Origin of the sequence: Paeniglutamicibacter antarcticus (genome assembly GCF_039544305.1) — a bacterium.
GTDB classification, from domain to species: domain Bacteria; phylum Actinomycetota; class Actinomycetes; order Actinomycetales; family Micrococcaceae; genus Paeniglutamicibacter; species Paeniglutamicibacter antarcticus_C.
In genome coordinates this window covers 233,253-253,820 of sequence record NZ_BAABLK010000028.1, presented here as the reverse complement: position 1 = coordinate 253,820, position 20,568 = coordinate 233,253, and the positions used below count along the sequence as shown (strand labels likewise).

The 20,568-nt window shown below is 63.2% G+C and carries 19 protein-coding genes, 6 tRNA genes and 1 riboswitch; of the genes, 16 read left to right on the top strand and 9 right to left on the bottom strand.

The annotated features are described in order from the left end of the window. Nucleotides 1–112: 112 nt before the first annotated feature. Nucleotides 113–256, bottom strand: a riboswitch (FMN riboswitch). A 21-nt stretch (nt 257–277) separates the two neighbouring features. From rpe to ABEA12_RS10120, 5 genes are all read right to left on the bottom strand, one after another. Further along, nucleotides 278–949, bottom strand: a complete 672-nt coding sequence (gene rpe / locus ABEA12_RS10140) for a ribulose-phosphate 3-epimerase (RefSeq protein ID WP_210101102.1) — start codon at nt 947–949, stop codon at nt 278–280. A gap of 58 nt (nt 950–1,007) precedes the next feature. Further along, entirely contained in the window at nt 1,008–2,561 is a 1,554-nt protein-coding gene (locus tag ABEA12_RS10135) for an RsmB/NOP family class I SAM-dependent RNA methyltransferase (RefSeq protein ID WP_210101103.1), read from the bottom strand. Continuing rightward, complete coding sequence (gene fmt, locus ABEA12_RS10130; RefSeq protein WP_210101104.1) at nt 2,558–3,496, bottom strand: methionyl-tRNA formyltransferase; 939 nt, start codon at nt 3,494–3,496, stop codon at nt 2,558–2,560. Before fmt ends, ABEA12_RS10135 begins: the two co-directional genes overlap by 4 nt. Further along, nucleotides 3,493–4,068, bottom strand: coding sequence for a peptide deformylase (gene def, locus ABEA12_RS10125; protein ID WP_210101105.1), 576 nt, complete (start codon nt 4,066–4,068; stop codon nt 3,493–3,495). The genes fmt and def overlap by 4 nt, the downstream gene beginning before the upstream one ends. Nucleotides 4,069–4,172: 104 nt before the next feature. Then, a complete protein-coding gene (locus tag ABEA12_RS10120) occupies nt 4,173–5,036 on the bottom strand; it encodes a cytochrome (protein WP_210101106.1) in 864 nt (287 codons plus the stop codon). Nucleotides 5,037–5,245: 209 nt separating this feature from the next. On the opposite strand from ABEA12_RS10120, the gene ABEA12_RS10115 reads away from it, so the two are divergent. The 8 genes from ABEA12_RS10115 (at nt 5,246) to ABEA12_RS10080 (ending at nt 7,727) form a co-directional block, all read left to right on the top strand. Beyond that, a tRNA-Gly gene (locus tag ABEA12_RS10115) sits at nt 5,246–5,318 on the top strand. A 61-nt stretch (nt 5,319–5,379) separates the two neighbouring features. After that, nucleotides 5,380–5,450: transfer RNA gene (locus ABEA12_RS10110), tRNA-Cys, on the top strand. A 23-nt stretch (nt 5,451–5,473) separates the two neighbouring features. Further along, nucleotides 5,474–5,545: transfer RNA gene (locus ABEA12_RS10105), tRNA-Val, on the top strand. 35 nt (nt 5,546–5,580) lie between these two features. Next, a tRNA-Gly gene (locus ABEA12_RS10100) sits at nt 5,581–5,653 on the top strand. A 157-nt stretch (nt 5,654–5,810) separates the two neighbouring features. Next, a tRNA-Val gene (locus ABEA12_RS10095) sits at nt 5,811–5,882 on the top strand. A 32-nt stretch (nt 5,883–5,914) separates the two neighbouring features. Continuing rightward, nucleotides 5,915–5,987, top strand: a tRNA-Gly gene (locus ABEA12_RS10090). 213 nt (nt 5,988–6,200) lie between these two features. Then, a complete protein-coding gene (locus ABEA12_RS10085) occupies nt 6,201–6,425 on the top strand; it encodes an antitoxin (RefSeq protein ID WP_345467947.1) in 225 nt (74 codons plus the stop codon). A 105-nt stretch (nt 6,426–6,530) separates the two neighbouring features. Then, nucleotides 6,531–7,727, top strand: coding sequence for a benzoate/H(+) symporter BenE family transporter (locus tag ABEA12_RS10080; RefSeq protein WP_345467944.1), 1,197 nt, complete (start codon nt 6,531–6,533; stop codon nt 7,725–7,727). 111 nt (nt 7,728–7,838) lie between these two features. Here ABEA12_RS10080 and zapE read toward each other — a convergent pair whose 3' ends face one another. Further along, a complete protein-coding gene (gene zapE / locus ABEA12_RS10075; RefSeq protein WP_210101108.1) occupies nt 7,839–8,876 on the bottom strand; it encodes a cell division protein ZapE in 1,038 nt (345 codons plus the stop codon). Nucleotides 8,877–9,133: 257 nt separating this feature from the next. On the opposite strand from zapE, the gene ABEA12_RS10070 reads away from it, so the two are divergent. From ABEA12_RS10070 to ybaK, 3 genes are all read left to right on the top strand, one after another. After that, nucleotides 9,134–10,042 carry a sulfurtransferase gene (locus ABEA12_RS10070; protein WP_210101109.1) on the top strand — a complete coding sequence of 303 codons (909 nt, stop codon included), beginning with the start codon at nt 9,134–9,136 and terminating at the stop codon, nt 10,040–10,042. Between the two features lie 13 nt (nt 10,043–10,055). Next, on the top strand, nt 10,056–10,496 hold the full coding sequence (locus ABEA12_RS10065) for a SufE family protein (RefSeq protein WP_210102578.1): 441 nt from the start codon (nt 10,056–10,058) through the stop codon (nt 10,494–10,496). Between the two features lie 94 nt (nt 10,497–10,590). Next, nucleotides 10,591–11,100: a Cys-tRNA(Pro) deacylase gene (gene ybaK, locus ABEA12_RS10060; RefSeq protein WP_210101110.1), complete on the top strand. Its 510-nt coding sequence runs from the start codon at nt 10,591–10,593 to the stop codon at nt 11,098–11,100. Here the strand turns inward: ybaK and ABEA12_RS10055 are convergent. Next, nucleotides 11,097–12,350, bottom strand: coding sequence for an alpha/beta hydrolase (locus ABEA12_RS10055; RefSeq protein ID WP_345467938.1), 1,254 nt, complete (start codon nt 12,348–12,350; stop codon nt 11,097–11,099). The two genes, ybaK and ABEA12_RS10055, sit on opposite strands and share 4 nt — an antisense overlap. A 144-nt stretch (nt 12,351–12,494) precedes the next feature. Between ABEA12_RS10055 and msrB the strand changes: the two genes are divergently transcribed. The 5 genes from msrB (at nt 12,495) to ABEA12_RS10030 (ending at nt 17,148) form a co-directional block, all read left to right on the top strand. Continuing rightward, nucleotides 12,495–12,935: a peptide-methionine (R)-S-oxide reductase MsrB gene (msrB, locus tag ABEA12_RS10050; protein WP_210102580.1), complete on the top strand. Its 441-nt coding sequence runs from the start codon at nt 12,495–12,497 to the stop codon at nt 12,933–12,935. Between the two features lie 224 nt (nt 12,936–13,159). After that, a complete protein-coding gene (locus tag ABEA12_RS10045; protein ID WP_210101111.1) occupies nt 13,160–14,563 on the top strand; it encodes a DUF6421 family protein in 1,404 nt (467 codons plus the stop codon). A gap of 9 nt (nt 14,564–14,572) precedes the next feature. Further along, entirely contained in the window at nt 14,573–15,301 is a 729-nt protein-coding gene (locus tag ABEA12_RS10040; RefSeq protein WP_210101112.1) for an SDR family NAD(P)-dependent oxidoreductase, read from the top strand. Between the two features lie 76 nt (nt 15,302–15,377). Beyond that, complete coding sequence (locus tag ABEA12_RS10035) at nt 15,378–16,433, top strand: threonine aldolase family protein (protein ID WP_210101113.1); 1,056 nt, start codon at nt 15,378–15,380, stop codon at nt 16,431–16,433. Nucleotides 16,434–16,533: 100 nt separating this feature from the next. Next, a complete protein-coding gene (locus ABEA12_RS10030; RefSeq protein ID WP_345467933.1) occupies nt 16,534–17,148 on the top strand; it encodes a DUF3000 domain-containing protein in 615 nt (204 codons plus the stop codon). A gap of 392 nt (nt 17,149–17,540) precedes the next feature. On the opposite strand, the gene ABEA12_RS10025 is transcribed toward ABEA12_RS10030, so the two are convergent. Together ABEA12_RS10025 and ABEA12_RS10020 are read right to left on the bottom strand one after the other, a co-directional pair. Further along, complete coding sequence (locus ABEA12_RS10025; RefSeq protein WP_210101114.1) at nt 17,541–19,004, bottom strand: protein adenylyltransferase SelO; 1,464 nt, start codon at nt 19,002–19,004, stop codon at nt 17,541–17,543. Nucleotides 19,005–19,591: 587 nt separating this feature from the next. Beyond that, on the bottom strand, nt 19,592–20,251 hold the full coding sequence (locus ABEA12_RS10020; protein WP_345467928.1) for a class I SAM-dependent methyltransferase: 660 nt from the start codon (nt 20,249–20,251) through the stop codon (nt 19,592–19,594). Between the last annotated feature and the right edge of the window lie 317 nt (nt 20,252–20,568).

Sequence of the window (20,568 nt, the reverse complement as noted above, 5' to 3'; positions counted from 1 at the left end):
ACGGTCACACCCTTCATGGCCAACCCGCAGTGCAAGGCGGTGTGAGCCAGGGAATCACTGGGATTTCCTTCTCGCCCGCCATACAGCCTTGCGAGAGCGCTGGTGTTGCGTGTACGTGCTTCTCCCATCCAGACTTTAACTGTCGGTACCGGAATTTCACCAGTTCAACCAAGCTTCGGATTCCGTAAGGGATCCTGTGGCTTGGGTCGCGGACTATAACCGCCGGTTCGGACTTACACCGACCCCGGAGCACGTTGTGTAGTTGTAGAACCCAGTATTACACGGAAACCGTCGTGGAAGCGGCCAGGTTCCGTAATGTGACCACCGCTTCTGCCGGATCCTGCGTGCCGTAGACCGAGGAGCCCGCCACGAAGACATCGGCCCCCGCCTCGGCAGCACGCAGGATCGTCTCACGGGTGATCCCGCCATCGACCTGGATCGCGATGGGCAGCCCGGTTCCCTCGATCGCCCTGCGTGTCCGCCGGATCTTGGGCAGGACCACGTCGAGGAAGGCCTGCCCGCCGAATCCCGGCTCCACACTCATCAGCAACACCATGTCCAGCTCGGGGAGCATGTCCAGGTAGGGCTCGATGGGCGTCGCCGGCCGCAGCGCCATGCAGGCCCGGGAGCCCGCGGCGCGCAGATCCCTGGCCAACTTGATCGGCGCAGCTGAGGCCTCGGCATGGAAGCTCACCGAAGCAGCGCCTGCCTCGGCATAGCCCGGGGCCCAGCGGTCGACGTCGCTGATCATCAGGTGAACGTCCAGGGGCAGCTCGCTGACCTCCGCCAGCCGCTTGACCACCGGTAGGCCGATGGTCAGGTTGGGCACGAAGTGGTTGTCCATGACATCGACGTGGACCGCGTCGGCCGTGTGGATCCGGGTCAGCTCACGCTGAAGGTTGGTGAAGTCCGCGGAGAGGATCGAGGGGTTGATCTGGCAGGTACGCATGGTGTTTTCTTGCTCCTGTCTGGAAAGGTGTGCGGCGGTGCCGCACGAGGCTGCGGGGTTAGGCGGTGCGGGTGAAAAGGGCCATGAACATGGCGTCCGTGCGGTGGACGTGCGGCCACAACTGGATGGTGCTGCCGGTGCCCAATTCACGGGCTGCGGATGCCAGGCCCGGAAGCGCAGCGGCTTCCAGCGCAGCCCCGGTGTCCAGCAAGCGGGCGTTCTTGTTCCGGGCCAGAAGGTCATCGACGACCGCCACCGTCTCGGCAGGGTGCGGGGAACAGGTCACGTAGGCGACCACTCCTCCCACGCGCACGGCGCTGAGCGCCGCATCGAGCAGTTCGCCCTGCAGGATGGTCAGCTCCGCAACATCGCGCGGGCTCTTGCGCCACCGCGATTCGGGTCGGCGGCGCAGCGCACCGAGTCCCGAGCACGGCGCGTCGACCATGACCCTGTCATAGCCCCCCGAGTATTGGGCATCCGCGTATTCGCGACCGTCGCGCACCGAGATCATCCAAGTCTCCGGATCGATGGCGACTAGTGCCTTGGAAACCAGTTCGGCACGGTGCTGGGCAGGCTCGTTGGCGGTGAGCTTGGCGCCTTGGCCGGCGGCCAGTGCTGCCAGGAGTGCGGCCTTGCCGCCGGGTCCGGCGCAGAGATCCAACCAGTAGGTGTCTTCCCCGCCCTCGGGCAGCGGAACCATGGCCAAGGCGCGTGCGACCAGCTGGGATCCGGCGTCTTGGACCCGGGTGCTTCCCTCGCGCACCGAGGCCAGGCGGGCGATATCCCCGCCCTGGTAGTACGCCGAATCGGCGACAAGGGTCCCGGGTTCGGCACCTTGGTCAAGGGCCTCGTGAAGCGAACCGACGCCGGGAAGCGCCACCAAGTTCACCACCGGGGCCAGGTTGTCTGCAACCAGCAGCTCGGTGATTTCCGAGGCATCGCGGCCGTGGGCGACAAGTGCCTGACGTAGTGCGCGGACGATCCACTCGGGGTGGGAGTGCACCAGGGCTGCGGCCGCGCTCTCGTCGGTGATTCCGGCCACGAGCTCTTCGCTCCAGGTTTCGAGGTCCTTCAACGCGACCTTGCGCAGCACGGCGTTGATGAGCCCGGAGGCACCGGCACCAATGACCATGCGCGCCAGGGACACGGTCTCATCCAGTGCCGCATGGTTGGGCACACGCATGGCCAGCAGCTGGTGGGCGCCCAGACGCAAGGCGTCGAGCACCGGCGGATCGAGTTGGTCCAGCGGACGGTCCACGCAGCGGGAGAGGATCGCGTCGTACAGACCCTGTCCGCGAAGTGCACCGTAAGTGAGTTCGGTGGCGAATCCTGCGTCGCGCCGGTCAAGGTGGTGCTCGCGGATCCGGGCGGGGAGCACCAGGTTCGCGTAGGCGTCGTGTTCGGCTACGGCGCGCAAGACCTCGTAGGCGGTCAGTCGTGCCTGGTCTGCCTTGCGGCCGCGGGCAGAGGGTGCCGAGGCGCTGAATTGGCGCGGGCCCGCTCCCCCGCGGTTTCGGGTGCGCCCGGCGTCGTCGCGGCGCGGTTGGCCACCGTCGCGGCTGGATTCGTTGCCCTTGGGTCGCTCTGAACGTCCCTGTCCGAATTCGCTCATGCGAATTTCACCTCATCCACTGTTCCGGAGGCGAGAATCCCTCGCGCCCAATCTGCTGCATTCATCATCTTTTTGCCCGGTGGTTGCACCATGACAAGTTCCACGCCGTGCGAGCCGGTACCCACCACGACGCGCGGCTGCTTGCCGGGAGTGAGCTGCACCTGGCCCGGGGCCAGGAAATCTACATCGGTTGCCGGGAGCAACGGCCCGATCTTGAACCTCTGTCCGTCCAGTTCGGCCCAGGCCCCGGGGTCCGGGGTGGTTCCGTTGATGCGCCTGCGGATGGCCAGTGCCGGGGCGCTCCAGTCGATCTTGCCGTCGGCCAGGGTGAGCTTGTGTGCGTAGCTGCTTTGCCCTTCTTGGCCGATGCCGACCAGGGCACCGGACTCCAGGCCCGCCAGGGTCTGGGAGAGCAAGACCGCTCCCGAGAGAGCGAGCCTTCCCAAAAGGTCCCCGGCGGTGTCCCCCGCGTCGATGGCCTCGGTTAGGGTGCCGAAGACCGGCCCGGTGTCCAGGCCCTTTTCCAGTTGGAAGGTAACGGCCCCGGTCACATCGTCCCCTGCCATGATCGAGTGCTGCACCGGGGCGGCACCGCGCCATGTCGGCAACAGCGAGAAGTGGAGGTTGATCCAGCCCAGGCGTGGAATGCCCAGCGCCTTTTCCGGGACCAGTCCGCCGTAGGCGACGATCGCGGCGATGTCGGTTTCCAGTGCGGCAATGCGTTCCTGGACCGGTTCGTCGATGCGGTTGGCGTGGATGACCTCAATGCCCAGTTCGGCCGCGCGTGCCGCAACCGGAGACGGGGTCAAGACCCGTTTGCGTCCCACCGGTGCGTCCTCGCGGGTCAGCACCGCCACGACGTCGAGGCCATCCTTGACCAGTTGGTCAAGAGATGCCACTGCGACCTGGGGGGTTCCGGCGAAGAGGACCCTCATGCCTGGCGCCCGAAGCTCAAACCGGCGCCGAAGCTCGATCCCACCGCCGAGCTGCGCTTGGTGACCGTGCTGTTGGCGACCGAGTTGTAGTTGGAGTCGCGCAGTTTGCGGAACGCATCTTTTTTCGTTTCGCCCGTGAGCCTGTCGATGTACAGGATCCCGTCCAGGTGGTCGGTTTCGTGTTGAAGGCAACGGGCCAGGAACCCCTCGCCCTCCACGACCACCGGATTTCCGTCCACGTCCACGCCGGACGCGCGGGTCCATTGGCGCCGGTGCACCGGGTAGCCAAGACCCGGGATGGACAGGCAGCCTTCGGTCGCGTTGTTCTGTTCCGCCTCGCCCAGTTCAAGCACCGGGTTAATCAGGTGCCCGCGCTTGCCTGCGATCTGGTAGGTAAAGACCCTGAGCGAGACTCCGACCTGGGGTGCGGCGAGGCCGGCGCCCTCGACATTCTCCATGGTTTCGTCCATGTCGGCGACGAGCTTGCGCAGTTCGGGCCCGAAATCGGTGACCTCGTCTGCGCGGGTTCGTAGGATCGGATCGCCAACGATGCGGATGCCCAAAACGGCCATGCGTCCGCTCTCCCTTCGGCCGGTTCAAATTCCGGCAATGTGCTGTGGATGAAGGGGGTGGGCGCGACACCAAGGTGCGCGCCTAAACACCCCTGCCGAACAGTCTACCGATCGCCCGATGCCCCCGGTGGCGGTGGCGGCCCCACTTCACGCAGGGCAACTCCCGCTTCGCTGACCCGTTGGGTGGCGCCCCAGACCTGGCGCAAGGACCAGAACTTCGACCAGTACGCGGGCAGGACCTCTGCATTAGCCATCACCGTCTGCACCTCGGTCTGGCCGATTGCCACCCCCAACAGCATCGGGTCTTGTGAGTATTTCCATGGTTCCCATGTCCCGCTGGCGGGATCAACAACCATTTCCTCCGCCTTGGCGCCAGCGGCAAGCTGCATGACCACCTTTGGGTCCAGCGGTTTGACCCGTCCATCCCGGCCGGTTCCGCGGGTTTTGTAGTCGATCAGGCACAACCGACCGCCAATGGTTGCCACCAGATCAAGGGTGCCGGCATATCCGACGCTCGCGTTCCAGACAGTCACCTCCGCCGCCAGGGGTTGCACCTGGTAGCTTTCCCACCATTCATCGAAGCGCCCGGCGTAGGCTTCCTCGTTGTTTTGAGCCAGCGCATCACGTGCCTGGGCCGCTTGGTGCGGCTTGCCCAGTGCCCTGAGTGCGATTTGCTCGCAGTATTCATGCACGCGGTCACCGCGTGTGGCCGCCGCATCACGGTAATCGGCTGCGGCCTTGGACGCCTGGCGCGCCAGTGCCTTGAGTTTGGCGGAGTTTCCGGTGGCCTCACCGAGCCTGGGGTCTTGCACCACTGCCGTGGCCGCCATGTGGCCGATCCAGCCATCGAGGTCCATCTTTTCAACCCCGATGACGGTGGTGATGGAAGGAACCTCGGGAAGTTCGCCGATTTTTCTGGCGTACATGCGCCCAAAGTCGGTTTGCTGGGCCAATGCTGGGGAAGTCATACCAAGATTTTTCCATGCTCCGGCGACGTTTTGCCCATTTCCGCGAATCCCGGGCCAGTCAGAAAATCCGGGATCACAAGGATCTTCACCATGAGACGGGCCATGATCGCCCCGATTTGGAACTTTAGGGAATGTTCGTATAGAGTTTTTACTCGTTGGAACGCAGCCAATTGGAACGGAAACTTTCCCGGGGATTGCGCATCTTTCATGTGGACATAGCTCAGCTGGTAGAGCGCGACCTTGCCAAGGTCGAGGTCGCGAGTTCGAACCTCGTTGTCCACTCGCATTAAATTCACCAGACCGGTTCGCCGGTCAAGCCAAGAGGTAGTTACCGATTGGTTATGGTGGGGTGGCCGAGAGGCGAGGCACCGGCCTGCAAAGCCGTTTACGCGGGTTCGAATCCCGTCCCCACCTCGTAGTAAAACATGCAGAAGCATGGGCGATTGGCGCAGCGGTAGCGCGCTTCCCTGACACGGAAGAGGTCACTGGTTCGATCCCAGTATCGCCCACGAAAAACCCGCACCTCCGTGCAGTGGTTTTTCACGTGGACATAGCTCAGCTGGTAGAGCGCGACCTTGCCAAGGTCGAGGTCGCGAGTTCGAACCTCGTTGTCCACTCTGAAGATCCGGACCTCGATTCCACGGAAGATGGGGTCCATATTCTTTGCGTCTTCCATCTTGGCGGACACGGCAGGATCCTGGACAAGGGGTAACCGATGCGTAACGGTTTCGCGCATTCGATATCCACGCTATAGTTCAGGTGCAGTACCCAAATGGGCGATTGGCGCAGCGGTAGCGCGCTTCCCTGACACGGAAGAGGTCACTGGTTCGATCCCAGTATCGCCCACGACGATCTATACTGATAGTATCGATGCTCATGTGGACATAGCTCAGCTGGTAGAGCGCGACCTTGCCAAGGTCGAGGTCGCGAGTTCGAACCTCGTTGTCCACTCCGAGATATAGGGTGTGTGGTTTCTTCTAACCACACACCCTATTCCTTTTAAACCAAACCCGCTCCTCGCGTGTTGTGCGTTGGGCACAAGAACCGGCCGCTCGGCAATCCCGGATGATACTTCCGTCAAATGTGCTTGAATCGCCACTGACTCGTCATAAGATGATTCACAGACGGGACGATCATGGTCCCCATTATCGAGAGGAGGTCCCTTTGTCTGTTTTTGACGAGCTGAAGGGCAAGGCCGATGGACTGAAGGAAAAGGCATCGGAGTTGATCCACGACAACGCGGAGAAGCTCGATGGCGCCATCGACAGTGCGGGAGACTTCATCGACGAAAAGACCGGCGGAAAGTTCTCCGAGCGCGTCGATAAGGTCCAGGACGGAGCCAAAAACCTCCTCAACAAGAATGAGGAAGGCGGGACACCAACCGTCTAGGCTTCAGCCAGGTTCCCTAGGACATTTGCCCTAGGCACGACAAACGGGTGCCGGTCCCGCCGTGAGGCGGAACCGGCACCCGTCGTTTGCAAGGAAAACAACGTTTTGACATCGACAGCTCTACCCCGCCCTGCGCTGAAACCCTCGCGGACGCAACCGATCATGGCCGGACTGGTCACGGCACTGGTCGGATACACCTCCTCCTTTGCCGTCGTGTTGGCCGGACTCAAGGCGGTGGGCGCCACCGACGCCCAAGCCGCCTCTGGCCTGTTCGCCCTCACCATTGCGCTGGCCATCTGTGCCATCGCGTTGGCGCTGTTCACCAAACGTCCCATCACAACCGCATGGTCCACCCCGGGTGCAGCGTTGCTGGCCGGCGCCGCGGGCCTGAATTTCGGCTGGAACGAGGCCGTTGGGGCATTCGTCATGACCGGTGTGCTGATTGCCGCCACCGGGGCCATCCCGTGGCTGGGCCGGCTTCTGGCCGCAATCCCCGTTTCGCTGGCCCAGGCGATGCTTGCCGGCGTGCTGCTCAAGCTCTGTCTGGCTCCCTTCGTGGCGTTGTCCACCATCCCGCTCTACGTCGCACCGGTCATCGCGGTCTGGCTTCTCTTCCTGCGCCTGAGCCCGCGCTGGGCGGTTCCGGCCGCCATGGCCGCGGCCCTGGGCATCGCCGGGTTCTCCATGGCACAGGCAGGTGCCTCCGGCGTCATGGGTGAACTGCTGCCCACGCTGCAATTCACCGCCCCGGCCTTCAGCCTCGAGGCCTTCATGGCAATCACCCTGCCCCTGTTCGTTGTCACCATGGCCTCGCAAAACGTCCCCGGTGTGGCCGTGCTTGCCAGCTTCAACTACGAGACCCCCTGGCGCGCCTCCATGCTTTCCACCGGCATCGGCAGCTCATTGGCAGCACTTTTCGGCGGACACGCCATCAACCTCGCTGCCATCTCCGCAGCACTCGCCGCCGGGGATGAAGCCGGCGAGGACCGCTCCAGGCGGTGGATCGCAGCGGTGTCTTCAGGCGGCTTCTACATCATCCTGGGTTTGGCGTCCGCGGCCATCACGGCCTTGGCCACCGCAAGTCCGGACGGTCTGCTCGAAGCCGCGGCGGGACTTGCCCTGCTGGGCACCCTGGGCGCTTCGGCGTCCTCGGCCCTCTCCGATCCCACTAGTCGCATGAGCTCGCTTGTTGCGTTCCTGGTTGCCGGCTCTGGCCTGAGCTTCGCAGGCATCGGCGGAGCCTTCTGGGCACTGGTCGCCGGGCTGGCCCTGCGTCTGCTGATCGAGCGCAAACGGCACTAGCCCCCCGGAGTCCACGCAAGCATGAAAAAGGCCGTGCCACGAGCCTCCGCCCCACCGGAACCGTTGGGTTCGTGGAGGGCCGGAGATCGTGGCACGGCCTTCTCGTCGTAGTTACAGCTCGGGCTCGCCGGCCTGTCCCTCGCGGGCCAGCGCCGTGAGGCGCGAGACCGCGCGGAAGTACTTCTTCTGGTATCCCCCGGCCATCATTTCCGCGGTGAAGAGTTCACTGAACGGCTTGCCCGAGGCGACGATCGGCACATCCTTGTCGTAGAGGCGGTCGGCCATCACGACGAACCGCAGCGCAACCCCCTGTTCGGTGATCGTATCCACGTTGTGCAGCACCAGGACATCGACGTCGGCCAGCATGGCGCGGTAGCGGCTGGGGTGGACCTTAGACAAGTGCGCGACCAGATCGGGGAATTCGTCGATCGCGTAGGTCTTGTCCCCGTAGCGTTCAACGGCAAACTCCTCGATGGCGCCATCGCCCAGTGGCCTCGGTGCGTCGGGCAGCCCACGGTGGCGGAAATCCACACCGTCGACACGGTGCACGTCGAACTGTTCGGAGAGGACCTTGATTTCGCGTTGGAAGTCCACGGCGGCGAAACGCCCCTCGCCCAGGGCCCCGGGAAGGGTGTTTGAGGTTGCCGCAAGCTTGACCCCGGCGTCGGAGAGCTCACGCATCAACCGGGACATCAAGACGGTGTCTCCCGGGTCGTCGAGCTCGAATTCATCGATGCACACCAGCGAGTAGGTGCTCAGAACCTCCACCGCCTGGCGGAAGGACAAGGCCCCGACAAGGTTCGTGTACTCGACGAACGTGCCAAAGGCCTTACGACCCGGTGCCAGGTGCCACAACGCGGCAAGCAAGTGGGTCTTGCCTACACCGAATCCGCCATCGAGGTAGATGCCGGATTTCTCCACCGTCTTCTTGCCGAACAGCGTTGAGAAGAAGCCGCCCTTGGAATTGCCGATGGTCGCGGCAAACGCCTTGAGCTTGGTCACTGCCTCTGCCTGCGTCGGCCAGGCCGGATCGGGCCGGTAGGTGTCGAAGGAGACCTCGCCGAAACGGTACGAGGGATGGAAATCGGCAAGCAACTCGTCAATCGAGACCGTGGGGGTCCGTTGGGAAAGATGGGTAATCGTGGCCATACGGCTGGACGGTCCTTAAAGCTTTGGAAGGCGGTGACTGGCGTGTTCTGGCGCAAAGATGCGCCCCCGCCATTTTATGCCCATGCGTCGGGCATCCCCTAAATGTGATGTTCCGCATCGGGGGCTTATAGCGTATTCGTGGACGCTTGAAGCGAAATATGGCCTCTGACGACTTTCCCGCGCGACCCGAAGCCCTCCCTGTGGCTAGGCTGGAAGCAGAACCATTCCCCCATTTTTTGTTGCGAGGTCAATCAACCATGAGCCTGCCCATCGACTCCAATCCAGCATTCGCCGACTACGCCCACCCCGAACGGCTGGTGTCCACGCAGTGGCTGGCGGACAACCTGTCCACCCCGGGACTTGTCATTGTCGAATCAAACGAAGACATCCTGCTCTACGACAGCGGCCACATCCCCGGAGCGGTCAAGGTCGACTGGCACACCGAGCTCAATGACGAGGACACCCGTGATTACGTCGATGGCGAGGGCTTCGCCGCATTGATGGCCGCCAAGGGCATCAGCCGCGATTCGACCGTCGTGGTTTACGGCGACAAGTCCAACTGGTGGGCGGCCTACGCACTGTGGGTCTTCACCTTGTTCGGCCACGAGGATGTCCGGTTGCTCAATGGCGGCCGTGACAAGTGGATCGCCGAGGGCCGCGAGGTCACCCGCGAGAAGCCAGCCATCACCCCTGCCAGCTACCCGGTCATCGAACGCGACGATTCTGTCATCCGCGCCTTCCTGCCCGAGGTGCTTGAGCACTTTGGCAAGCCAATGATCGATGTGCGGTCCCCCGAGGAATACACCGGCGAACGCACGCACATGCCTTCCTACCCGGAGGAAGGTGCGCTTCGCGGCGGCCACATCCCCTCGGCGGCCTCCGTGCCGTGGGCCCGCGCCGCAGCCGAAGACGGAACATTCAAGCCGCGTGCCGAACTCGAAGCCATCTACCTCGACGAGGCCGGGCTGGCCCCGGGTGATGACATCATTGCCTATTGCCGCATTGGCGAGCGTTCCAGCCACACCTGGTTTGCCTTGCAGTTCCTGCTCGGATTCGAAAACGTGCGCAACTACGACGGTTCCTGGACCGAATGGGGCAACGCGGTCCGCGTGCCGATCGTGAAGGGCGCCGAGCCCGGTGCCGTTCCTGCGGGATTCGGGGCCTAGGCGCATGAATGAAATGCCACAGGCACTGATCGAGATCGTCGAGGACTTCCAGTCCGTCACCGAACCCGAACGCCTGGAGATGCTCCTTGACTTCTCCGACGAGCTTCCCGAGCTCCCGGCGCGCTTCGCCGAACACCCGGACCTGCTGGAGCAGGTTGTGGAATGCCAGACCCCGCTGTTCCTGGCCATCGAGGTCGAGCCGGCCGGGGAACACAAGGTTTCGCTCTTCTTCTCGGCTCCGCCAGAGGCACCGACCACCCGCGGGTTCGCCTCGGTGCTGCATGAGGGGCTTGATGGATTGCCGGCCGCACAGGTCCTTGCCGTCCCCGATGACATGCCCAACCAGTTGGGCCTGACCCGGGCGCTGACGCCCTTGCGGCTACGGGGCATGAGCGCGATGCTGGGGCGGATCAAACGACAGGTCAGCGAGCGTCTCGCCGCGGCCGAAGGCTAGGGACGAAACCACTTCGATGCCTTGGGCGCCGGCTTCGGCCGGCGCCCATTTCCCGTTAACACCCCCGGAGAACAGCGAAAGGTCCCTCCATCCAATGGCCAGCAAGAAGCACGCACATTCCACCGGCACCCCGGCGACGGTGTTGCTGGATCGAGAGTCGGTCCCCTACAAGGTGCACATCTATTTCCACGCGCCCTCGGCGGGTAGTTACGGACTGGAGGCCGCCGAGCTCCTGGGTGTCGAACCCGGCATGGTATTCAAGACATTGCTGGTGGCAACGGGCGAAGCCGGGGCGGCCGCGCTGGCAGTGGGCATCGTGCCGGTGGACCGGTCCCTTGATTTGAAGTCCATGGCCGCGGCGTTGGGATTGAAGAAGGTCGAGATGGCCGATCCCGCTGCAGCTGAGCGACGCACCGGATACGTGCGTGGCGGGATTTCACCGTTGGGCCAGCGCAATCCCTCGCGCACGGTGATCGATGCCAGTGCAATGGAAATGGGGAAGATCTACGTTTCCGGTGGACACCGAGGGTTGGAGATTGAACTGGCACCGGCCGACCTGCAACGTTTGACCGGGGCCCTGTTCGCACCCATCGCCAGCCGCTAGATGTGCCCGGCCGCATCGTCTCCCGGACGCGGGGCGTTGACGACACCGTTGATAAATGCGGTGATCTCGGCTTCCCAGCGCTGTGGGTCGACGTTCCATTCACGGGTATGCCCGGCCCTGCTGAAGCGGCACAGCGCCACCATTTGCGGGTTCAGTGCCGCCAGCTGCTCAGAGGGCCCGATCGGCACGAAGTCGTCGTCCTCGCTGTGCAGGATCAGGGCGGGAAAGCGCAGCTGGTCGTAGCGCTCCACCCAGTTCAGGATCTTCAGGTCCAACGGTGCGGCAAGCCCCGTCATCCAGCGCCCGGCCTTGTTGCCCAGCAACCATTGGCCCAGCTTGCCCACAGCCTCGGGAAGCCGGTTTGCCTTGGCCTGGTGCGAGAGCACGTCGATCCAGTTGATCACCGGACCATCAAGCACCAATGCGCTGATCCTGCGTGCATGGCGCGACTTGTCGGCCACTTGCAGCACGATCGCTCCACCCATCGACCAGCCGAAGAGCAGGATCTCCTGCGCGCCCTGGCCCAACGCGTAGTCGATGGCCGCTTCGATGTCGGGCCATTCGGTGGCCCCGAGCCCATAGCGGCCATCGATCGCCGCGGGGGCGACACCGTCGTTACGGTAGGAAACCAGCAGTGAGCTGAGTCCGAGGCGCTTGAGCACCGGCAGTGCGCGCAACGTCTCCTTGCGGGTGGCACCTCGGCCGTGGACGCAGATGGCCCATATCGTCGCACGGGAGTCCCCGGGAACGTGCCAGGCCGGGGCCATGCCGCCCATGATCGGGATCTCCACGTCCTTGTGGATGAGGCCCAGGTCCGCGGGCGAGTCATAGACGAGCCCGGAGAGCCTGCCGCGCACTGCGGTGGAGATCTCCCCGTAGTAGACCTTCTCCACGGCCCGGGTCACGGTTCCGTCCCCGAGCCGGTAGCCCTTGGGCTCGCCCAGGCGTGCATGGCCGGTGTCGGACGTGAAAAGCAGAGAATACCTCCCCGGTGCCGTGGAATCCTTGTTCGCCGGGAGGATCACGTCGTGGCCCTCCGAGGTGGGCACCAGTGCGAGGATTTCCAGGCTTTGGTCCGGCACGGCATCGGGGGTGACCACACGTCGGGCGAAATAGGCGCCCAGCGCCGAGACGCTGCCGGCAAATAAGGATCCGGCCGCCGCGCCGACGCCCACGCCCAGCAGCGCCCAGCTCAGGCCTTTGCCTGCCGAGGGTGCAGGGCGGGACTTCGGGGAGAGGTTTTCCTTCATGCCTACCATCATTGCAAACAACGGGGCCAGGTTCGCGTTTTGAAGGCCCAAAAAGTTACCCGCACTGCTCCGGGCGCCCGAGAAGACCCGTGCTTTTCCCGAAAAATCGGGAATGACCGCGGGGCCTGGAGTGTTGTGCGTTATGTGAATGCAAACCAGACACCAGAAGAATCCAGCACGCCGTCCTCTCCCCAGGTCGCCAAGAGCGATGACCAGTGGCGCAGGGAACTGACCCGGGAAGAATACAAGGTCCTTCGCAAGGCGGGTACCGAGCGCCCCTTCACCGGGGAGTATTGGGACACCACCACCGAGGGGATCTATGAATGCCGCGCCTGCGGTTCCGAGCTCTTTACCTCAAGCGCCAAGTTCGATGCAAGCTGCGGTTGGCCTTCGTTCTTCGCCCCGCTGGCCGAGGACCGGGTGAAGTACATCCGCGATGCCTCCATGGGTGCGGTTCGCATCGAGGTGCTTTGTGCCGCCTGCGATTCACATATGGGCCACGTTTTTGAGGGCGAAGGCTTCAACACCCCCACCGACCAGCGTTACTGCATGAATTCGGTGTCATTGAGGCTGAAGACAGCCTGACCAGAGGCAGGTTTTGGTCCTGCCCCCGGCGTCGGCTTGCGGCCGCGGGGAACCAAGCATTCCCCGCGGGTAGGCCTTGCCGCCACACGTATCGCCCCAGGCGACAGTGTTGCTAATGCTCAGAGCAGTTTTCAGTCAGCAACGTTGACGCCTCTGTACGCTGGAAAGCCAGAACGACACCAACCACCATTGCGTGTCCAGCCGTACCGAAAGGGGTATCCAAAATGTCACAGGCAACTCTTCCAAAGCCATTGTCCAACCACGAGCTCGTCTCCTCCGAGCCTTGGCTTGCACTGAAGACCGCAGCCACCGCATTCCAGGGGCTCCAGGTCCAGGACGGCTCTGTTCCCGAGGCGGCCGACAAAAAGCGTGCCACCGAGCTGCTGACCAGCATCACCGAGGCGCTGCGGACCTTGGCCCCACAGTTCCCGCACGACGCGGACTACTTCAAAGCGCTGGGCACCGATCTGACCCGCTGGGAAGAAACCGGGTTCGGCATCCCCGATTTCCTTGATGCGCTGCTCGCCTTCCAGCCCCAGCTTGCGCGAGAAGATGGCCTGCGCCATCTGGCGCTGTTCCCGATGTACACGCAGAACGGATCAACCGACCGCCTGCTCGAGGCGGTGCTCGTGGAGGTCATCTGGCCCGATTTCATCGCAGCACTCGAAGCCGGGGACTACTCCAACAAGCTTTTTGTTCCGCTGCGCTTCCTGGACTTCACCCCGGGTTATGACACCAACTCCGCGGTGCTTTTCCCCGAGTCGGTGTCCATCCGGGAAACCCCGTCATTCACCTGGGGCGCCATTTTCCAGGACCGCGAGGCCGCACGCTTCCGCAAGGTGCTGAAAGCGGCAGCGCAGATCACGAACCTCAAATTGCCGGCAGACGCCGCAGCCATGCTCGATGACCAGGGCCTCACCGAAGAGACCTTCGTGATGTGGGACCTGATCCACGACCGGACCCACATGCGCGGGGACCTGCCCTTCGACCCGTTCATGATCAAGCAGCGCATGCCTTACTTCCTCTACTCGCTGGAGGAGCTGCGCTGCGACCTCACGGCATTCCGCGAATGCGTCAAGATCCAGTCCGATGCCACCGCCGATCCCAGTACCCGCCAGCACGCCAAGCTGGTCCAGTACGCGGTGATCTTCGATAGGATCTTCCGCTTCGCCATCACCGGTTCACGCACCCGCAACTACGACGGGCTCGGCGGGCAGATGCTCTTCGCCTGGATGCACCAGCACCACGTGCTGCACTGGACCGACACCAAGTTGACCGTCGACTGGGAGCAGGTCCCTGAGGTCGTTTCGGCACTGGGAGACGCCATCGATGAGTTGTACTGGCGCTCGATCGACCGCCCGAAGATCTCCCACTGGCTAGCCGCCTACGACCTGGTTTCGCAAACGCTGACCCCGCACCCTGCCTCGGTTTGGGCCAAGGGCCCGGACGCCTTGCCGGTCACAGAACCGCTGCGTGAAATGACCAACCAGGTCCTTGACGACGAGTTCCCGCTGTCGATGTTCTACGAGGCACTGAGCAAGAAACTGCGCCCTGTCATTGAATCCACCATCGGCATCACGGGCGCCTCGGACATCGAGGGCATTTGGCACAACAAGGACGAAGGCTAGAATCGGTTCATGGCTGACTTGGCGGATCTGACGGTACTGATTGCCGGGGCGACTTCCGCCTCGGGAGTCGCGACGGCACACGCATTGTGCAAGGCCGGAGCGACGGTGTTGGCGGCCGGCTCCAATGCCCAGCGGCTCGCCGAACGCCTGCCTTTCGTCCACGGACGCTACGAGGTGGATCTGGCCAACCACGCAGCGGTCACCGAGCTGCACCAGCTCATCGACAACGAGCGCGGTCCCATCGACGGGTTGCTGCACCTGGTCGGGGGCTGGCGCGGCGGCAAGGGACTGTCCGGGCAGAGCGACCAAGACGCCGAGTTCCTGCACACCCAGGTCATCACCACCTTGCGCAACACCACACGGGTGTTCCGCGACGATCTGGTGGCCTCTGGCCGTGGCCGCGTTGCCATCGTCTCGGCCACCGCAGTTGATTCACCCACCGGCTCCAACGCCAACTACTCATCGGCCAAGGCCGGCGCCGAGGCCTGGATGCGTTCGGTCGCCGCGGAGCTGCGCACCGCCCAGTCCGCAAACAAGACCGACCCGGTCCCCCAACGGGCCGCCGCGGTGTGCTGGGTCATCAAGGCCTTCACGGACGAGGCAACACGTGCGGCGAAACCAGAGTCCAAGACCGCCGGGTTCACAGACGTCACCGCGCTGGGCGATGCTGCTGTGTCACTGTTCACCGCCGACGCCGCGCAGCTCAACGGCGCACGGATCCACCTGCCGACCCTGTAGATTTCCATGTGCGGCCCCGTTGCCGCGCGTGCACGCCCTTCACACCGTCCACCTCCACAGTTAGGACACACCACCCATGACCTCTTCGATCCATGATCCCTCCGTACGCGGTTTTGCCTCGGACAACTACTCGGGCGTCCACCCAGAGGTCCTGGCGGCCCTGGCCGACGCCAACGGCGGGCACCAGGTCGCCTACGGCGAAGACCAGTACACCCAGGAACTTGAACGCGTCATCGCCGGACATTTCGGGGACGGTGCAACAATCTTCCCGGTGTTCAACGGCACCAGCGCCAACGTCATCGCACTGCAGTCGTTGCTGCCGCGCTGGGGTGCCGTCGTTTGCGCGGCAAGCGCCCACATCAACGTCGATGAGAACGGCGCACCGGAACGCGTCGGAGGCATGAAACTGCTGCCGGTCCCCGCCCCCGACGGCAAGCTCACCCCCGAGCTCATCGACATGGAAGCCTGGGGCTGGGGCGACGAGCACCGCGCCCAGCCGCTGGCCGTCTCCATCACTCAGTCCACCGAGCTGGGCACGTTATACACGCTGAAGGAGCTGCGGGCCATCACCGAGCACGCACACGGCCTTGGAATGCGCGTCCACATGGACGGGGCACGGATCTCCAACGCCGCCGCGTCACTGGGCGTGGGGCTGGGCGAAATGACAACGGGTACCGGAATCGACATCCTCTCCCTTGGGGGCACCAAGAACGGCATCATGTCCGGTGAAGGGATCGTGGCCCTTTCCGAGGGCCCGGCGGAGTCGATGAAGTACCTGCGCAAGATGAACATGCAGCTGGGCTCGAAGATGCGGTTCGTCTCCGCCCAGTTGCTCGCGCTCTACGGCACCGACCTGTGGCTGAGATCGGCCTCGCATTCCAACGCCATGGCAGCCAAGCTCTCCACCGCGGTCCAGGAAACCGACGGGGTGGACCTTGTCTACCCCACGCAGTCCAACGGCGTGTTCGCATCATTGCCCAACGCCGTTGCCGACAGGTTGCGTGAACGCTTCCGCTTCTACGACTGGGACCGCAGTGCCGGGGAAGTGCGCTGGATGTGCTCCTTTGACACCACCGAGGAGGACGTCGATTCCTTCATCGCCGCGCTCAAACAGGAACTTGCTGCACAGTAGGCCTTCCCCGGCCACGCCGACAGGGCCGGGGCTTAACACGCACCAGCCCTGTCGGCGTGCCGCAAGCACAGTGGCCACGAGCACACTTTAGACTCGCCATGTGACTTCAAACGGACCCGTCCAAGCAGTGCCGCCAGCGTTTCTCGACGCACTGGCGGCCGTTCGACGTTCCAGCTGCCGACGCGAGATCCACCTCCAGGAGATCCCCGCGCCGGCACGGCTTGCACCCTATGCACTGGCCCTTTCCGCCGATGTCCACGAACGCTTGGGACGCAAAGCCGCTGCGGAATCCGCGCAACCAGCGGAGGAACTGGCCACCGGCCGGTTCGTGTTGCTGCACGACCCTGCGGGATCAGCCCTCTGGGACGGGACCTTCCGTATCGTCACCTACATCCGCGCCCGCATGGAACCGGAAATGGGCAACGACACGATGCTGGGTTCGGTTGCCTGGACCTGGTTGCTTGACGCACTGAACGAATCAAACGCCAGCTACCGGCAGGCCGGCGGGACCACCACCCGGGTCCTCTCCGAAAGCTACGGCACCCTGTCCGAGCGCAGCGAAACCATCGACATCGAATTGCGGGCCTCCTGGACCCCCGGGGACCACGATATCTCCACACATCTTGAGGCATGGGCCGACATGGTCTGCACCTTCGCCGGATTGCCTCCTTTGCCCAGCGGTGTCACGGCCCTGCCGCATCGCCGGCTTTCCTAGGGCCGCCCAGCGCATTCCTCGGAGGTTCGACGCCCAAGTGGCATGGATGAGAGTGGTCTGCGGGGCACCGGGTTCTCCGTGCCGGCTCCTGAACAGCCATCGGTCACAGCGCATTTCCGCGGCAGTCGGGCTGAGAACGACGAGCGGATCAACCTCGTCACTCGCAATCATCCCGGGACACGACAGCTGCCAGGAAACCGCCGGCGATGAATCTGGTACGTCACCACCGGCGTCGTGCAAGCGTTCGGGTTCGCCGCGATCACGGACTGCACCGACTTATTCCACAATGTACGCCAAGTGGAAGCTGAACACTTCTTGAGGGCAACGCGACGGTTCCCTGCCCCGGCAGGAATCGATTGCCGCGGGCAGGAACACTATGGACCCAAGGGGGCTCAGGTTCCGCAGAATGTCCGGTAGGGACCGAAGCCTTCCGGCGCCGGGGCCGCGTATCGGCCAAGGCCGGAACGCTTTTGGTAGGGTTCGGTGACCGCATCCAAGAGCTGCGAGAACGGTTTCATGTCACCCTCGACGGCGGCAGCGAGAGCCTGCTCCACGAGGTGGTTCCGCGGGATGTAAATAGGGTTGGTCCGGTCCATCAAATCCGCGTCCGGAACCAGTGCCCGCCAGCGCTCCATCCAGGCATCGAAAGTGGACGGACCGGAGAACATGGACCGCGCGGACTCGGCGTCACCTCGCGCGGCCGTGCCCAGATTCCGGAAGAAGGATGTGTAGTCCACGTGGCTTTCTTGCAGGAGAGCCGAGAGTTCCGCGGTCAATGACGTAGCTGTTTCATCGTCGATTCCGCAGTCCAGGCCGAGCTTGGTCTTCATTCCGGCCAGCCACTCGGCGCTGTACTGGCTGTTGAAGGTGCCGAGCGATTCCTGTGCAAGTGCAACGCCCTGTTCCTGGTCCTCGTGGAAGAGCGGTAAGAGTGCCTCTGCAAGACGGGCTAGATTCCACTGCACCACCACGGGCTGGTTGCCGTATGCATAGCGGCCGGTTTCGTCAATCGAGCTGTATACCGCAGCTGGGTCGAAAGCGTCCATGAATGCGCACGGCCCGTAGTCGATCGTCTCTGCCGAGATGGTCGTGTTGTCTGTATTCATGACGCCGTGGATGAAACCCACCAGCATCCACCGGGCAACCAGCGATGCCTGGGCCGCAACCACCGCGTCGAACAGGGCAAGATAAGGGTTCTCCGTCTCCGCGGCGTCGGGATAGTGGCGTGCCATCGCATGGTCGGCGAGGCGACGCAACAGGTCCTCGTCGTTCATTGCCCGGGCATACTGAAAACTGCCGACCCTCAAATGGCTGGTTGCCACCCGGGTAAGCACTGCACCGGGAAGCATGGTTTCACGGCTAACCGACCGTCCTGTCGCCACCACGGCCAGGGAGCGGGTGGTGGGAATACCCAACGCATGCATCGCCTCACTGACCACGTATTCACGAAGCATTGGACCGACGGTGGCGAGCCCGTCACCACCGCGAGCAAAAGGCGTGCGTCCGGAACCCTTGAGATGAATGTCCCGAAGCCGGCCCTCGGCATCGGCAACCTCACCGAGCAGGAGAGCCCGGCCGTCACCCAGACGCGGCGAATATGAGCCGAATTGATGGCCGGCATAGCCCTGGGCAACGGGAGTGGCACCACTGGGTAGCGCGTTGCCTATCAGCAGTCGCACACCTTCGATGTGTCGCAGGGACTCGGGGTCAAAGCCCAGTTCCATGGCCAGCTGCTCGTTAAGAACGAGCAGCCGAGGGTCCGGGGCTTGGTCCGCTTGCCAAGGATGGGCCAGCTCGGGAAGTTCACGGGCAAATTGGCTGTCAAAGGTGACAGTTGATTGTACGTTGATGCTCATGCCTTATAGGGTACCTTCGGCACAGTTCCGACGGCCGGGAAACCGGAACCAATCAACTGCCACTGCGCCGAGAGTGACCGGTTCCGGAAACACAAACGAGGCGAACCTGGAATCCCGTGTCGTAATTCTTTCAACCAATATCCGATATAGGGGCGCGGCGATTGGAAGCAGGAAGATAGCTCCTACCATACAAGTTTGTGGTTATGCGGCAAGTTGCTTTGGCGACACTTAGAATTGCTCCTAGGAATATTGCCAACGTTCCAATCGCGATTACTATGCCGATTAAACTCACTGCCAGATTAGCGACCATTTGATCTCCCTTCAATCGTAATTTGATACAAATAGGCCTGTTGGTCGCCCGATTCGTTGAGACGCTCCAAGCCTGAGTGTTTAGTCAGCACCGTTCGAGTGACCAACCGAGATCAGCCGCTACCCCACAGCGGTGGCGTCCCAAAATGGAACCTTTGGCTGGACAGTCGGGGCAACACTCCGGTGTGGCAGACTTGCTTTTTCATTTCCCGGCGATGACTATTAGCTCGCCCTGTTGGCTGCCCACGGCTTCTCCATTCCATCCGCCGTTCACTCGTTCAATGCTGAACCCCCGCTGTTGCGATGTCCTCACGCAGCTGCGCCTCGCTTCGGAAGGCAAGGACCGAGGTGTAGGTTTCCTCGATATTCCTCCGAAGCCTGCGGTGCCCGGTCATCGTTATGCATCCGTCTTCCAGCTCAGTGCATTCGATCCAGGTCTCGAGCGTAATACCGTCAAGCAGGGTACATGTGCCGAGTGTATTGACCGGAGTCCAACGCTCCCATGCCCGGGCCACCGGATCTCGAGAGTCGACCACCAACCGCCCCCCGGGCAGGAGCGTCCGGTGGAGATCTCCAAGGGTCCGCGCCCAGGCAACATCATCGCTGAGTGCCTGGGCCACGTGGGAGGTCGTGATTGCTACGTCGAAAAGTTCCCCTTCAGGGATCTGCGCGGAGGTTCCGGAAACCCAGTCCACGTTCCCTGCTTCGGGTTTGCCTCGGGCAGCGGCAAGTGCCTCGGAATCTGGATCGATGCCGACAACGCAATGGCCGGCAGCCGCGACCGCCAGCGTCGACCGACCCGTACCGCATCCCAAGCCAAGTACACGGCTGGCAGGGCGTTCGTTGATAAACCCCAGGAAGAACTCGTCATCCATCGCCCACGTGTTTGCGGTGTCATATAGCGCCATACGTTGCCTACCAGTCAGTGACGGGGCCATGTGGCCACCCTACATTCCCGGTGCTGAACCGCACCCCGGAAAACACGATGAATGCTGCGACCACGACTTCTCGGCACGCAATTGTTTGTACGTCGCAATGCATGGGGTAATCCATGCCCGGACGCATGGTGGCTCCGCGTAGTCCGTAGGAACGGTCCATGGCGAGCGAGCGATGGACCATGGGATTTATCCGTCATTAAATCCTTTCCGCAATCTCTGAAGGCCGTGCCGTTGCCCTTTCCGAGAATGACGCTCAGCGAAGCCATGCTGCCGATTGGCTTGAGGAGCAGTTCCCCGTCATCACCGATACTCGCGGC